We start from the raw sequence: 13,444 nt of genomic DNA on the forward strand, positions 1-13,444 counted from the left end.
TGTCGCAATTCACGTTTGACGAGTCCAGAGTTTATATTCGCGGATTTGGACGGGATCATTAAATCGGCGATTAATCGCCATCTTTAACCCGGCAACATTTATGTCGCGAGGTATCGGACAATCGCCATAATCTGTTCATCGTTGGTCACATATTGACCGACGGGAATGGCTGCGATCATCGCGGTCGCATGTGCGTCTTCCGAGCGTGGCGCCTTACTGTTGCGAAGTGCGCGGGCGATGGCCTCGGCACCACGAACGCGACCGACAACCAGAGGGGCAGGCGTCTCGTCAGGGACATAACGCAATGCGACGGCGATGTGAGGGGCGGCATAGATGATGGTCGTGGCTTGTCCCCATCCGGTCGGGCGTTCAAGCATGTCGCGGCGATCGCCCTTGATCCGGCTGCGCAGTTGGGGATCGCCGTGCTGATCCTTCAATTCGCGCTTGAACTCGGTCATGGTCATCTTCTGATCGTTGAGGAAAGCTGAACGCTGGACCAGATAATCGAAAAGCGCGGTCAGAAGCAGGATCGCCACAAGCGCACCAAGCAGCGGGACGGTGATCGCGATGGCCGCCTCTTGCGTACAGGGCAGTCCGCAATAGGGCGCGGTGAATAAGGCGGCGGCGGAATAGGCGAGGATCACGGCCAGCGCGGTGAAGATCACGCTGACCCGGATCACATGCATCAGGAAGGTCATGAACGACCGCTTGCTGAAGATCTTGAAGAAGCCGGTCGCGGGGTTGATCTTGTTGAAGTCGGGCTTCAGCGGCTCGGTCACGAAGAGCGGACCACCGGCGATCAACATGCCGGCAAGAATGCTGAGTGTGACGACCAGAATCATCAATGGCAGGCAGATCTGGATGATGATCTTCAGGGCAAGGTCCAGAAGATCGGACAGGGCCGCGCTGAAGACCAGTTCAGGCGGCGGCGTATAGGTGAACATGCTGTGCAGCAGATCGGACAGATGACTGCGGCGCGAATAGAGATAGATCAGGACCGCCAGTGTCACCAGCGACGCGATGGAATCGCGCGAGGTCACAACCTGCCCCTTTTCCCGCGCCTTTTTCAGCTTGCGGGCCGAGGCTGGTAGCGACTTCTGCTCGGAACCCTGACCGCTCATCTGACCGCGCCGCTGAGGAATTTTGCCAATGCGTCGGCGCCGAAGCTGTCATGGCCGACCAGCGCCAGCATGTATCGGCCCAGAAGCGGCATGAAGAAGACCAGCATCAGCAGATAGACGACCTGCTTGGCCGACATCGCCAGAAAGGTCGGGTTGATCTGCGGCATGTATTTGGTCGAGATCGCGATGACGATCTCGGTCAGCAGCAACGGGATCAGGATCGGCATCGCTAGGATCAAACCCGCGCGCAACAGATCGTCAAGAAGCGCCAGCAACAGGCGGCCTTGCCCCGGATCTGGCCATGCCAGCGGCCCGAAGAGCGGGAAAAGCTGATAGCTGCTCAAGATCGGACCGAAGACCGCGGGAATCAGGATGCCCTCGGCGGTCAGCAGCAACACCGCGACCAGAAAGAAAAAATTGCCGCTGATCGTCACCTGCCCGCCGGTCGGGTCGGTATCGGTGGCCGAGGCAGCGCCCCGTTGCGTGTCAAGAATTTCACCGGCAGCGATGGCGGCCCAGAAGGGAATGCCGGTGATCAGGCCCAGAATGACCCCGATGATCACCTCGCGCAGCAGATGGAACGGCATGTTGCCGGGCTCCAGCAAACTTGGGTCTCCGGCGGCCATCACAGCACCTGTGGGCAGTAAGGGCAGGGTCATCGCCACCATGACCGAGCCGCGCAGCAGGCCGAAATTGATGCCGAAACGACCGAAGATCGGGTGGACCATCACAAAGCCAAGTGCCCGCCCGCCGATAATCACGAAAAGCGCCATCATGTCCGCGAAGATGACACTCATATCACCAGCAGCGGCCAAGTCTTCCAGCGCGTTCATCCCTGCGAGATCCGCGAGAAAATATCGACGGTAAAGGCCACCAGCTTTGCCGACAGCGCGCCGCCGGTCAGCACGATCACCGCACCGACTGCGAACAGCTTGATCGCCTGCGGCAGGGTCTGGTCCTGAATCTGTGTCAGCGCCTGTATCAGACCCACCACCAGACCGATCGCCGTTGCCACCGCGATGGCGGGCATCGACAGTTGGAAGACCAGGATCAGGGCATGGGTCAGGGATTCATAAAGCTGCATGCCGCCTCACACATAGCTCATCACCAGCCCATGAGTCAGCCGCGACCAGCCATCCGCCGCCACGAACAGCAGCAGCTTGAACGGCAGCGAGATGACCGTGGGCGACACCATCATCATGCCAAGCGCCGTCAGCACGTTGGTAACGACAAGATCGACGACGATGAACGGCAGATACAGCAGCACCCCGATCTGGAAAGCCTTGGTCAGTTCGGCCGTCACAAAGGCTGGCGCGAGGATAAAGATATCGCTTTCCTGCGGCATCACGGCATTTTCGGAATGCATCTCCTGCGCGGCGGCAAGGAAGAATTCGCGGTCCTGCGGCGTGGTGAAGCGCATCAGAAAGTCGCGCACCGGCTCGACCCCGCGCGAGAAGATGTCGGGCCATTCGGCGGGCGCGGGCATTTGCGTCAAGGTGCCGCCCGCGGTCACCGCATTCAGCGAAGCCGCAAAGACCGGCGACATGACATAGCCGGTCAGCACCACCGCAACCCCGTAAAGCACGATATTTGGCGGCGTCTGCATCGTGCCCAAGGCATTGCGCACCAGAAATAGCACCACCGCGATCTTTACGAAGGCGGTCAGGCTGACGATCAGGAAGGGAATGACCGTAAAGCCCGCCGCGATCAGCAGGAGGGGAAACGGGCTATCCATTAGGAGCCGCTCTCGCGGAAGAGAGAGCGGATCTCGACAGCGCGCTGACCCGCGACCGAGATCAGATCGCCCGTGCCGATAACCTTGCCGTTCACGACCAACTCGACCAGCGTGCCATCGGGGCGATCCAGCGTGAAGATCGAGCCCGCTCCGGCATTGCGCAGATCCTGCAATGTCACCACGGTTTCGCCGAAACGGACCGACATGGACACTTCAAGATCGTCAAGCGCGCTGATCGAGCTTCTGTCATCGGCTTGTGCCGTTCGGGCATTGTCTTCGGGCGTATCTTGATCGGACATGGTTTTCTCGGTCTCTTGACGGGCAGAAGGAAGGCTGCGGGCAGGGGGCAGCGACTGGAAGGCAGAGGTCATTTTCCACTGATCCGGGCCGCCTGACGGTGTGACCGCCGCGAATAGCTGATTTTCGACCACGATACGCGCAGCACTGTCCGCCGCGTCGATGATCACCGCATCGCCCGGATTGAGACTGGCAAGTTCGGCAAGGGTCAAAGGGGTCGCGCCCATCTCGATCCCGGCGCGTAGCGACAGCCCGCCATCATCCTGCCGGGGTCGCTGCCACTGGCCAAGGATCTCGGCCAGTGTTTTGGCAGCGTCGGGAGGCAGCTCGACAGGAATCTGGGTGCGCTGCGACGCCTTTTCGGCACGGTTCGAATATTCGATGCCGAACCAGATATCGATATGGTTATCGGGTTTCGGCTCGCGCATGGGCAGAAGGCGGCGGAAGGTGATCGTATGGCCCGACTGGCGCTCAAGCTCATCCAGCACCGTGGTCAGTCCATCCTCCAGCAGCAACGCCGCATCTTCCGGTGTCGCGGCTTCCGCTGCAACGCCGGTGATGCGCCGCGCGGCGGTCCAGGGCAGGCCGAACCGGAAGGGATGACCGCTCAGTTCGGCCTCGATCCAGCCATAGGCGGAAGAGGCCGCCTGACTGCGCCGGATCGCCACATGAACATTGGTCTCGCCGATACGGAAGCGGATGGAATAGCGGCGGCGGCACAGCAGGTTCTGGATCGCGGCCTGATCGCTGTCCAGTTTGCGCATGAACAGCGTGGCGGGCTGCGGTGCATCGACGACGATCTCATCCATGCCTTCGATCCGGGTCAGGGCCATCCCGCTTGCGCCCGTTCCGCGCCGCGCAGGTAGTCGAATATCTTTCGTCATGATGCCACCTTGCCCCGCGCGAGGATCATTTGCCGTTCGTCCTGTTCCGCTTCTTCGGCGCGGGCAAGATCGCGCTGATGATCGTCGTCCAGCACGTCGCACAATTCCTGCCGTTTCAGCATCTGGCGGTGGACCAAGGCCAAAGCGGCGGTTTCGCGGTCCAGTGCGGTCTTGGCCTCTGCGACCTTTTTCTGCGCTGCCACTACCTCGCGCTCTGCAGCTTCCTCGCGGTGCCGGTCGGCGTCGAAAGTGGCGACGATGGCGTCGATTGCCCCGCGAAGCTGGGGGTTGCTGAGCATCGGTTTGCGCATGGCGATCCGCTTGTCGCGATGCTCTTGCACAAGGGCATCCGCCTTGGCGCGCAGCCGGGCAACCTCGGCAGCGCGCTCGCGGAACAGGTTTCTGGCAGCGGCCACCCGCTGCTGTGCCAGCCGTTCGCGGACCGAGGACAGTTTAAGCAATTTCTTCATCTGTACGCGCGGACCCTGCACTTCAGCCCATCCTCGCCACGTCGTTCAAAGCCTGAAGCGTCCGGGACATATCGCTGAAGTCATTCGTTTCCTGCCGCAGGAAATCGTTCATCGCCCCGCGCGTCGCCAGCGCCGCATCGGCGACCGGATCGCTGCCTGATTTGTATTCGCCGACCTGCACGAGGATTTCGATTTCTTCCAGTTTCGAAAGCCGCTCGGTCAGAACCCGCATATTCTGGATCTGGGTCTTTTCCGCCACCGATTCCATCACCCGGCTTTTGCTGCGCAGAACGTCGATGGCCGGGTAATGCCCCTGACCGGCCAGCCTGCGCGACAGCACGATATGGCCGTCCAGCAGACTGCGCATTTCATCGGCTACCGGGTCGGCATTGTCGTCATCGCCTTCGACCAGCACGGTATAGATCGCCGTGATCACACCTGCCTTGGTCTTGCCGGGCCGTTCGACCAGTCGTGGCAGCGCCGCAAAAACCGAAGAGGGGAAGCCGCGCCGGACCGGCGGCTCTCCCGCCGCAAGGCCGATCTCGCGCAGTGCGCGGGCCACGCGGGTCACGCTGTCAACCAGCAGCAAGACCCGCTTGCCCTGACGCCGCAATTCTTCGGCGCAGGCGGTGGCGGTCATCACCGCACGCAGGCGCTCGCTTGCCGGACGATCCGAGGTCGCGACGACGACTGCCGCCCGTTGCCGCCCCTCTTTGCCAAGATCGCGCTCAAGAAATTCGGCCACTTCGCGGCCACGTTCGCCGACCAGACCAAGCACGATGGCATCGGCCTTGGCGCCCCGGATGATCTGCGACAGCAGCGTCGATTTGCCGACACCCGCGGCGCCGAAGATACCGATCCGCTGACCCTCGCCCAGTGTCAGCAGCCCGTCCAGCACCCGCAGCCCGGTTTCGAAAGGCGTGTCGATCACCGGGCGGTCCAGCGGCGATGGCGGGTCGGCATTGACCGGCACATTCGCCTCCACCCGGTCCAGCCCGTCCAGCGGGCGGCCAAAAGCATCGACGACACGGCCCAGAAGCGCCGCCCCCGCAGGGCCAAGCGCCTCGGTGCCGGTCGGGATCACCTCAGTCCGGGCGGACAGGCCGCGCATGTCGCCTGCCGGGGCGAGAATGGTCTCGGACCCGTCGAAGCCGATGATTTCGGCGCGCAGCTCGATCTGGCTGACGGGATCGCGCAGGATGCATTCTTCGCCCACACGGCCATCGGGAACCTGCGCATGCACGACGCAGCCGATGATCCGCGTAACCCGGCCCCGCAACTCGACCGGCTCGATCATCCTTGCGCGAGAGCGCAGGCGTTCGATCATGGGATCAGCGTCGCTCACTCGGATCGGTCCTTCCCTGCTTTCGGTGCGTCCCAGATCCGCAGCGCAGAATCCGTCAGGGCCGACAGGCCGATCTCGGCGCTGCCCCGGTCGCTGACCAGAAAGGCCTGACCGGGGGCAAGCCCGGTATCGGTCAGGATCTGCGTGACCTCGGCCCCGTCATCGCCTAGATCGGTGACGGCGCGGCGCATCAGATCGACGACATCCTGCGCCGCGAAGATGCGGCCCTGCCGATGTTCCCGCATCTGCGACAGCGCATTCAGCGCGGCGCGATAGGTCGCCTCTTCGGTCGCATAGCTGCCAAGGATCGCCCGCACCGTCTGGCTGACAAGCTGTGCCAGTTCGGTTTCCATATTCTGCATCCGGTTCGAGGTTGCGGCCTCGGCATCGGCGATCACCCTGCTTGCCGCACGCGCGGCTTCGCGCAGCGCGCGTTTATGCGCCGCATCAAGGATTTCCTGCTCCAAGGCCATTGCCGCCTGCTTGCTTGCCTCGCTTGCCTCTTCCGCCTCTCGCAGAATGCGTTCGGCATCGCGCAGCTTCGCGAGATCCTTTTTGCGCAGGATGCGGCTGGACTGAATTTGCTTTGCCCGCGCCATCACATCTCACCGCAAAGTTCGCGGATCGCGCCCAGCAAGGCCGCCTCGGCCCGATCCTCGACCGGGGTTTCCACCGCAAGGGGCAGGATATGTTTCGGGCGACGGCGCTTCAGCCATCCAGAAAGACCGCCAAATCGCGGCGACGGGGCGGAATGACGGGTGACGACGACCGGAGGCAGATGCAGCGGCTCGGTTGCCGTCTCCCATTCCCGCCCCAGAACCGGCGGCAGCATCGTGACCCACAATCCACGCAATCCCGCCTTGACTGCCGCAAAAGGGTCCGTCGCCGGGATTTCTTCCAAAGTCATCGCCAGATGCCGGTGCCTTAGCCCAAATTCGCGGGCCTCACGCTGGATCGGCAGCGCTGCCACATCCTTCGAGGCGATCACATCCGACAGCAGCGGCGACAGAAGCGCCGCCACCGCCGCGTCCAGCACAAGCTCGGCGCGCTTGCCCGCAAGCATCAACTGAACCGCAGGCAAGGTTTCGGGCAGATCCGCCTCGCCGATCGGCGAGAGATCTTGCGCCTTGCGTGCGCCGCCGCGTCCCTGCGGATCTAAGCCCGGACGGCGCAGCGATACCCGCGCCGCGCTGGCGCGAGCCCGCATCCGGGCGCGAGCGACATCCTGCGCCGGAATCCGGCTTGGCCCCGGTGCGGCGCGGTCGCGTTCCGCCGCCTTGCTCACGACTTACCCTCGGGTGTCGCACCCGCATCCGTCCGCGCCTCGGACCGGCGCGAGCGGCGCAGGCTGGGCCAGGCGGCAAAGCCAAAGGCCGCAATCGTCATCGCCGTCATCCCGCCCAGAACCGCCCAAAGCCGGTTGACCGAGGCGGGATGCACCCAAATTCCCAGAACGTCGGTGAACCGGACCGGCTCTGTGGTGTTGCGCGTTTCTTCAGCGGGCACCATCACCACGGTGATATTGTCGTAAAGCAGCCCCTCGATCGAGTTCGCCACCAGCAGTTTGATCTGCGCCGAATAGTCCTGAACATTCGCGGCAGGTGAATAGCGGACAAAGACCGAAGCCGAAGACGGCTTCACATTCCGCCCCAGCATATCCGTTTCCGGCAGCACCACATGGATGCGCGCCGACAGAACCCCGTCGATCAGCGTGATGGTGCGCGACAATTCTTCGCTGAGGGCATAGACCATGCGCGCCCGTTCCTCGGTCGGGGACGAGACCAGACCTTCCTTGCGGAACACCTCACCAAAGTTCGAATAGGTCTGCGCCGGCAACCCGCGCGTTTCAAGCACAGTCATCGCCTCGGCAAAGCGGCCGCCATCGACCATGACCTTCAGGTTGTCGCCCGAGCCGGATTTCGAGGCCGGAATCCCGGCTCCGATCAGTGCGGCCACCATCTCGTTTGCCTCACGCTCTGTCAGGCCGGTGTAAAGTTCCGACTTGCACCCCGCCAGAAACAGGACGGCACATAAAACGGCGATGAACTGCGTGAGCTTCATTCGGCGAAAATCCTATTGTCCGCGCAGGAAGCTGTTCAACTGCGTGCTGAGCGATTGCGACAGCGACGACACCATCGAGAATTGCGTGATCTGTGTCTGAACCTCCAACGCGACCCGGAAGGTCTCGCTGACCTGATTGATCGACGATGCCAGACTGGACCCGGTGCGGTTCAGCGCAAAGTTAGATGGATCAAGCGCCTCCAGCTTCGCCGCGCTGGCGCGATAGCCGCTGTCCATCTCGGTGATCCGGGCAAGCGCCGCCTGCGCCATATTGCTAAGCTCTGGCGAGGTTTCGCTGGCGTCGAAGTTCAAGGTCTGAAGTTTTGCGGCGGGGTCGGCATCGCCGACGGCTACGACTGCAGTGACCATTTTCAGTTCCTTTCCATGATTTCCGTGGCCGCATCCGGCGCGGTGATCAGTCCAGATATTCCCCCAGACCCTCGGTCAGCGATTTCAGCGCGTCCTGCGCCTGATCCACACGCGAGGTCGAGGTGGCGGCGGCTTTCTTGATCAGTTCATAGCCGCCTCGCAGGTCGCCCTCATGCACCATAGCAAGCCCGCGTCCGACCTTGCCCAATGCATCCTGCGGATATTCCGCTTCCCACAATTCGAAGATCGGCATCAGATCGACATCGACGCCCCGCTTGCCGGAAAGGACGGCGACGGTCATCAGCAGGTGAAGGTCGTCGTTATGTTCGGTTGAAAGCTGCTGCATGTCACTCACTCCGCTCAGTGGTTTCTTGTTGCTGGGTTTCGGTTTGCGATTTGGTGGTTTCCCGACCCCTGATGATGACCGGGAAGCCCGCCCGGACAGGCTTGTCCGCGCGGCGTAGCTCAGCCAGATGGACCGCCAGCGCCTCGACCGCATCGACATATCCTGTCGGCCCTGACAGCCGGATCATCGAGGCATCTTCCGACGCGCTGATCGGAAAGCGCGTATCTTCCAGCCGAACCGCCCGCACCTGCTGCCGGAACTGCCCGACGGTAAAGCCGTCCAGCGGGATCATCCGGCTGGTCAGGACCGAGCTTGGCTCGACCCGCACCGCGCTGCCATCGAACCACCACACGCCATTGACCTGTTCCGAAATCGAGTTCAGCACATCCATGATGCTGCCATTGCTGTTGTTGACCGATACGGTGCCGCTGATCTCGTTACTGGTGATGACCGGAATTCCCGTCCGTCGCATCAGATCGCGCAATGCCGTATCGGCCCGCTCGTCGCTGGCGGCGTAGGGGAATGCCCGAAGCAGATCGGGATGCTGGGCCACCGCAGGCGTGCCGACCGAAAGCAGCGCACAAACGCCAAGAACCGGCATCAAGGCAAAACCGCGAACCATCACCGTAAATCCCAAACGAGCCGCCGGACGAAATCCGGCGGCATATTTCTGATGGTCATCAGAGAGTCAGCATGCATATCGAATACCAGCTTTCTGACACAGTGCTGTTCGGTGACGAAGGATCACCATTTTTTCCGATCCTTTTCTTCTGGTCTGCCTTTGCGGACCCATTCGTCGATATATTCACGGATCTTCTCGGGATCGTTGTGCTTGTCATTCGCGCCCAGAACCCAATCCATCCGCTCGGCGATGCCCTTGTCGAACTTGCCATCCGGGTGCGAGATTTTATGAAGCTCCTTCAGGTATTCGATGACATCCTCTCGCGTGCCCTTGTCCGCGTCGCTGCCATGCGTGACGGAAACGACCTGCTTGGTGCCGTCCTTGCTGAAGATGACGTTGCCGTTTTCGAGAACTTCGATCGATCCGATATCGACGCGGTCGATATCCTCCTTGAAGTCGCCGAACTTGCCGGGCTTGCCGCCGTCGCCAAAGAAGGGCAGGCCGTCGGCGCTTTCCTCCATCTCGATCTTGTCGCGGATCGCGTCCAGATCGTTGTATTTGTCGGTGCGCCCGAAGGTGTCGTTCATCATATCGACGCGATCCTTGTCCAGATCGCCTTCCGGCCGGGCGAGGTGATAGAGCCCTTCCAGATACCGAATGATGTCGCGCCGCGTGTTCCGTCCGGCCTGATCGCCGTCCGAGGGGTTGATGACCTGCTTGACGCCGTCCTTTTCAAAGGCAACGCGACCGCCATCCAGAAGCTCGATTGATCCGACATCAACCCGGTCGATGTCTTCCCTGAAGTCCTTGAAGGTGCCGGGCGAGCCGCCATCGCCGAAGACAGGCAATCCGGTCGGATCTCTGTCCACATCGATCTCGTCCCTGAGATCATCAAGATCGTTGTGATCGTCGGATTTGCCGAACAGCTCTTCCACCTTCTCGATCAGCTTGTGATCCGCTTTGCCGTCGGGATGGGTCATGACGTAGAGATTGTTCAGATAGTCGAAAATCTTTTCGGCTTCTTTCTTGTCCAGCTTTCCGGTGTCATCCTTGTCCAGCATCCATTCTTCACCGTCCTTCTCGAAATAGATGACGCTGCTGTCACCTGAATCCGGCCGGATCGATGCGATATCGACCCGGTCGATGTCGCGTTTGAAGTCGTTGAAGGTGCCGACCTTGGTATTGCCGTCCTTGCCGAACAGCGGGGGCGAGCTGTCGTCAAGAATACGCTTCAGATCCGAGATCTCGTTATAGCGGTCAGATTCATCGTGCAGCTTGCTGATCCGGTCGATGATGTCCTGATCGCGTTTGCCATCGGGATGCGTGATCTGATGCAGATCCTTGAGGTAGTTGATGATTTCCCGACGATCCTTGTCGCCTGCCTTCTCGCCGATCTGCGGGTCGATGACCTGCTTGACGCCATCCTTTTCAAAGATGACGCGGCCGTCTTCGATCAGCTCGATCGAGCCCACGTCGACGCGATCGACATCGCGTTTGAACTCTCCGAAGCTGCCCGGCTTGCCGGAATCACCAAAGCGCGGCAGGCCGGAGGGATCGTCCGAACCCTCATTGTCGTCCCAGTTCAGAACCTGATCGCCAAGCTCTTTCTTGTCCCAGTCTTTGAACCAGTCCTCATCCATCCGGCCTTTATCGGCCACATGCTTGGTAAACGCCTCGTATTGCTCGGGCCGTGCTTCCCAGACAGGCTTGTCCTCGGGATAGATGTCATAATATTTCGACGATCCGTGCCGGGAGTCGTATTCGTACCGCGAATGGATCGCGTAATTCAGCTTGTCGCCCCAATTGTCTTCGGTAACGCCCAGCGTGCTCCAGTCGTTGAAGTCCTGACGAACATTGTCCATCGCCTGGTCTTGCTTCTTCTTGGCGATGACACCTGAAATGATTGCCGAAATCCCGCCGAACACCAGACCGGCGATGCCCAAGGCGCCTGCAACGACACCCATGGTTGCGGCGGTCGCAGGCCCCGCGATCATGCTGGCCAAACTTGTCCCGGCCGCACCCGCAGAGCTGATGCCGCTGAGAAGCTGGAAGGTAGAGGCTGCATATTCGTCCGGCATCGCATCGGGGTTTTTCCGAAGCTTATCGATGTTCATCGCGCCAAGGGCGATATCCAGAACGCCGCCGGTCACATCGGCGATCCCGCCAACGGTGTTCATGACGGTGCCGACGATACGCAGCTTGCCGGGAGTATCCAGATCAGTGGGATCTACGCCCATCGACTTCAGCTTGCCGTCGATCATCCCCATCATGCTGGCGCGATCGGCGGGACTGGCGTCGTCCAGAATGCCTGCAAGATTTCCGGCATTCGAGGTATCGACCGCGCCGATATTCTCGTTCACGCCGCTCATGACCTTGGAAAAGCCGCCATCCCCGGATGAAATCTTGTTGATGTCATCGAGCAGGCCCTTGCTCCAGTCATCCAGCTCCAGATCTGGCAGCTTCCAGTCGATCTTCGGCGGTTCCTTTGCTTTGTTGAACCGCTTCTCGAAGGCGTCTCTCAATTGAGTGTTATCTTCCAGACCAAGCATGACTGTCATGCCGGGTTGGTTGAAAAGCGATTCAAGAGCCTTCGAACCAGCAGTCGCCATAGCCGGGCCGGTCGCGACGGTGATCAGGAGCGCGCGCGCCGCGCCCATACGATCTTCGACAGTTTCGCCCTTGTTCTTCGTCAGGGTGTAGATGGCCCCGGCACCCGCCAGAATACCGCCTGCGGCAGGAAGCGCGCCGTTCATGATGCTGCCATGCAGCAGCGCCGCAGCACCGTTCCGAACCGCCTTCGACGTGCTTGGAGTCCCGTTGCTGAGATTGTTGTCACGGATCATGTCAGTGATACGAGACGACACGTCCTTGATGTCGAACTTGTTGCCGTTCGCCTTGAACGAGTCCTTGACCGCTTCGGTGCCGATCCGCAGCGCTTCCTTGTAGCTGTCAAGTCCACGCTTGACCTCTTCGGGGAAATCGCCGGTGCCGGTCTTCAGATAGTTCTGAACGGTCGCGTCGCTGGCATTGAGGCCAAATGCGCTCATGAAGGTCGCTTGCAACCCGATCTGGACGCTGTCCTTGATCGCAAGCTCAAGGGATTCTTCGTCGTATTCGCCGTTTTCGATGATGCTCGAAATCTCGTCAACAAGACCCTGATCGAGGAATTTGTTCCGAATCTCGCTTGCCTTGTTCTTGTCAAGAAAATCAAGCGATTTCAGGTCGTTGGCGAAGCGCATCTTGGCGACTTCGGGGTCCATCGATTCCAGCGTTTTCATATAATCTTCGCTGGACATGGTGTCGAAGACTTTGTTCGTCAGCCCGCGCCGGTCTTCTAGCTTGGAGACCGCGCCCTGCATCAGCTTGTCAACGCCCTCCACGATCTCGGGACGTTCGGTAAGTTCGGCAAGCTTTTCAGCGATTTCCTCTTCTTTCAACAGGCCGTACGTGCTGGCCTGATCAAGGGGAACAGTCTTGTCCATAGCGGAGGTAACGGTCGAGTCCCACACGCCACCGTTATCCGTCTGATAGGGCATGACGTAATAGCCGGTCGAAAGCGCCGACTTTGCCTCCATCAGTTCGAAATACTGACGGCGAGGATCGTCAAGTTTCAGATCCCCCCATTCCTTCTTCATGTTCTCGTGGAACAATTCTCCGACCGACTTGCCGTCTTCGGTCGTCTTGGCATCCATAAAGTCGGTCGTGCTGGAATCCGGCACTTTGACGTTGATGTTGTTATCGCTCTTGTCGATCTCGGTTCCCAGAATCTTGCCTTCCAGGACGTTATACTTGAACGGGGTTTCCTCGCGATTGACGTGATGGGTCTTGCCGTTGAACGTGTAAGAGATCGTGTCGTCATCGACCCGTTTCGGATCAAGCTTGTTCAGCGGGGGAAGGGGGTCGTCTTTGTCCAGCGTGCCCGGCGAGTCGCTCTCTTCTTCGTCATTTTCCTCGGGATCGGGATTGTTTCCGGTGACGGCCAGACTGACCGGCTTCGGGATATCGACCTCGATCTCTTCGGGGACTTTGGGACGTTCTGAAGTTGCTGCGACATCCATGGGCATTGTTCTTTTCCCTCTTATATATCGGACCAGAGTCCGATGAGCGTCGTGACGGGCGCATCTTTGGCGTCGTCGAGTTGTTGGACCGGCCCGCACGGGGCAGGCTGCATGACGAATGGAAGCGACCTGCCCG

14 protein-coding genes are annotated in these 13,444 nt (G+C 60.6%); all 14 read right to left on the reverse strand.

What is annotated here, in order from left to right:
• Positions 1 to 98 precede the first annotated feature (98 nt).
• Positions 99 to 1,121 (reverse strand): EscU/YscU/HrcU family type III secretion system export apparatus switch protein, encoded by a 1,023-nt coding sequence (locus JJJ17_RS00100; RefSeq protein ID WP_200682897.1) that lies wholly within the window; start codon positions 1,119 to 1,121, stop codon positions 99 to 101.
• Positions 1,118 to 1,954: an EscT/YscT/HrcT family type III secretion system export apparatus protein gene (locus JJJ17_RS00105; protein ID WP_200682898.1), complete on the reverse strand. Its 837-nt coding sequence runs from the start codon at positions 1,952 to 1,954 to the stop codon at positions 1,118 to 1,120. The genes JJJ17_RS00100 and JJJ17_RS00105 overlap by 4 nt, the downstream gene beginning before the upstream one ends.
• Positions 1,951 to 2,205: a type III secretion system export apparatus subunit SctS gene (gene sctS, locus JJJ17_RS00110; protein WP_200682899.1), complete on the reverse strand. Its 255-nt coding sequence runs from the start codon at positions 2,203 to 2,205 to the stop codon at positions 1,951 to 1,953. The genes JJJ17_RS00105 and sctS overlap by 4 nt, the downstream gene beginning before the upstream one ends.
• A gap of 6 nt (positions 2,206 to 2,211) precedes the next feature.
• Positions 2,212 to 2,856 (reverse strand): type III secretion system export apparatus subunit SctR, encoded by a 645-nt coding sequence (gene sctR, locus JJJ17_RS00115; protein WP_200682900.1) that lies wholly within the window; start codon positions 2,854 to 2,856, stop codon positions 2,212 to 2,214.
• Positions 2,856 to 4,037, reverse strand: a complete 1,182-nt coding sequence (locus JJJ17_RS00120) for a FliM/FliN family flagellar motor switch protein (RefSeq protein ID WP_200682901.1) — start codon at positions 4,035 to 4,037, stop codon at positions 2,856 to 2,858. Before JJJ17_RS00120 ends, sctR begins: the two co-directional genes overlap by 1 nt.
• Positions 4,034 to 4,507 carry a hypothetical protein gene (locus tag JJJ17_RS00125; RefSeq protein ID WP_200682902.1) on the reverse strand — a complete coding sequence of 158 codons (474 nt, stop codon included), beginning with the start codon at positions 4,505 to 4,507 and terminating at the stop codon, positions 4,034 to 4,036. The genes JJJ17_RS00120 and JJJ17_RS00125 overlap by 4 nt, the downstream gene beginning before the upstream one ends.
• A gap of 22 nt (positions 4,508 to 4,529) precedes the next feature.
• Positions 4,530 to 5,852: a FliI/YscN family ATPase gene (locus tag JJJ17_RS00130; RefSeq protein ID WP_325168734.1), complete on the reverse strand. Its 1,323-nt coding sequence runs from the start codon at positions 5,850 to 5,852 to the stop codon at positions 4,530 to 4,532.
• A complete protein-coding gene (locus JJJ17_RS00135; protein WP_200682903.1) occupies positions 5,849 to 6,451 on the reverse strand; it encodes a hypothetical protein in 603 nt (200 codons plus the stop codon). Before JJJ17_RS00135 ends, JJJ17_RS00130 begins: the two co-directional genes overlap by 4 nt.
• Positions 6,451 to 7,137, reverse strand: coding sequence for a hypothetical protein (locus JJJ17_RS00140; RefSeq protein WP_200682904.1), 687 nt, complete (start codon positions 7,135 to 7,137; stop codon positions 6,451 to 6,453). The genes JJJ17_RS00135 and JJJ17_RS00140 overlap by 1 nt, the downstream gene beginning before the upstream one ends.
• Complete coding sequence (gene sctJ, locus JJJ17_RS00145) at positions 7,134 to 7,913, reverse strand: type III secretion system inner membrane ring lipoprotein SctJ (protein WP_200682905.1); 780 nt, start codon at positions 7,911 to 7,913, stop codon at positions 7,134 to 7,136. The genes JJJ17_RS00140 and sctJ overlap by 4 nt, the downstream gene beginning before the upstream one ends.
• Before the next feature lie 12 nt (positions 7,914 to 7,925).
• Entirely contained in the window at positions 7,926 to 8,282 is a 357-nt protein-coding gene (locus tag JJJ17_RS00150; RefSeq protein ID WP_200682906.1) for a hypothetical protein, read from the reverse strand.
• Between the two features lie 46 nt (positions 8,283 to 8,328).
• Complete coding sequence (locus JJJ17_RS00155; protein ID WP_200682907.1) at positions 8,329 to 8,628, reverse strand: hypothetical protein; 300 nt, start codon at positions 8,626 to 8,628, stop codon at positions 8,329 to 8,331.
• Position 8,629: 1 nt separating this feature from the next.
• On the reverse strand, positions 8,630 to 9,250 hold the full coding sequence (locus tag JJJ17_RS00160; RefSeq protein ID WP_200682908.1) for a hypothetical protein: 621 nt from the start codon (positions 9,248 to 9,250) through the stop codon (positions 8,630 to 8,632).
• A gap of 122 nt (positions 9,251 to 9,372) precedes the next feature.
• On the reverse strand, positions 9,373 to 13,314 hold the full coding sequence (locus JJJ17_RS00165) for a hypothetical protein (protein ID WP_200682909.1): 3,942 nt from the start codon (positions 13,312 to 13,314) through the stop codon (positions 9,373 to 9,375).
• Positions 13,315 to 13,444 lie beyond the last annotated feature (130 nt).

The sequence above is a fragment of the Paracoccus caeni genome (assembly GCF_016629665.1).
GTDB classification, from domain to species: Bacteria; Pseudomonadota; Alphaproteobacteria; order Rhodobacterales; family Rhodobacteraceae; genus Paracoccus; species Paracoccus caeni.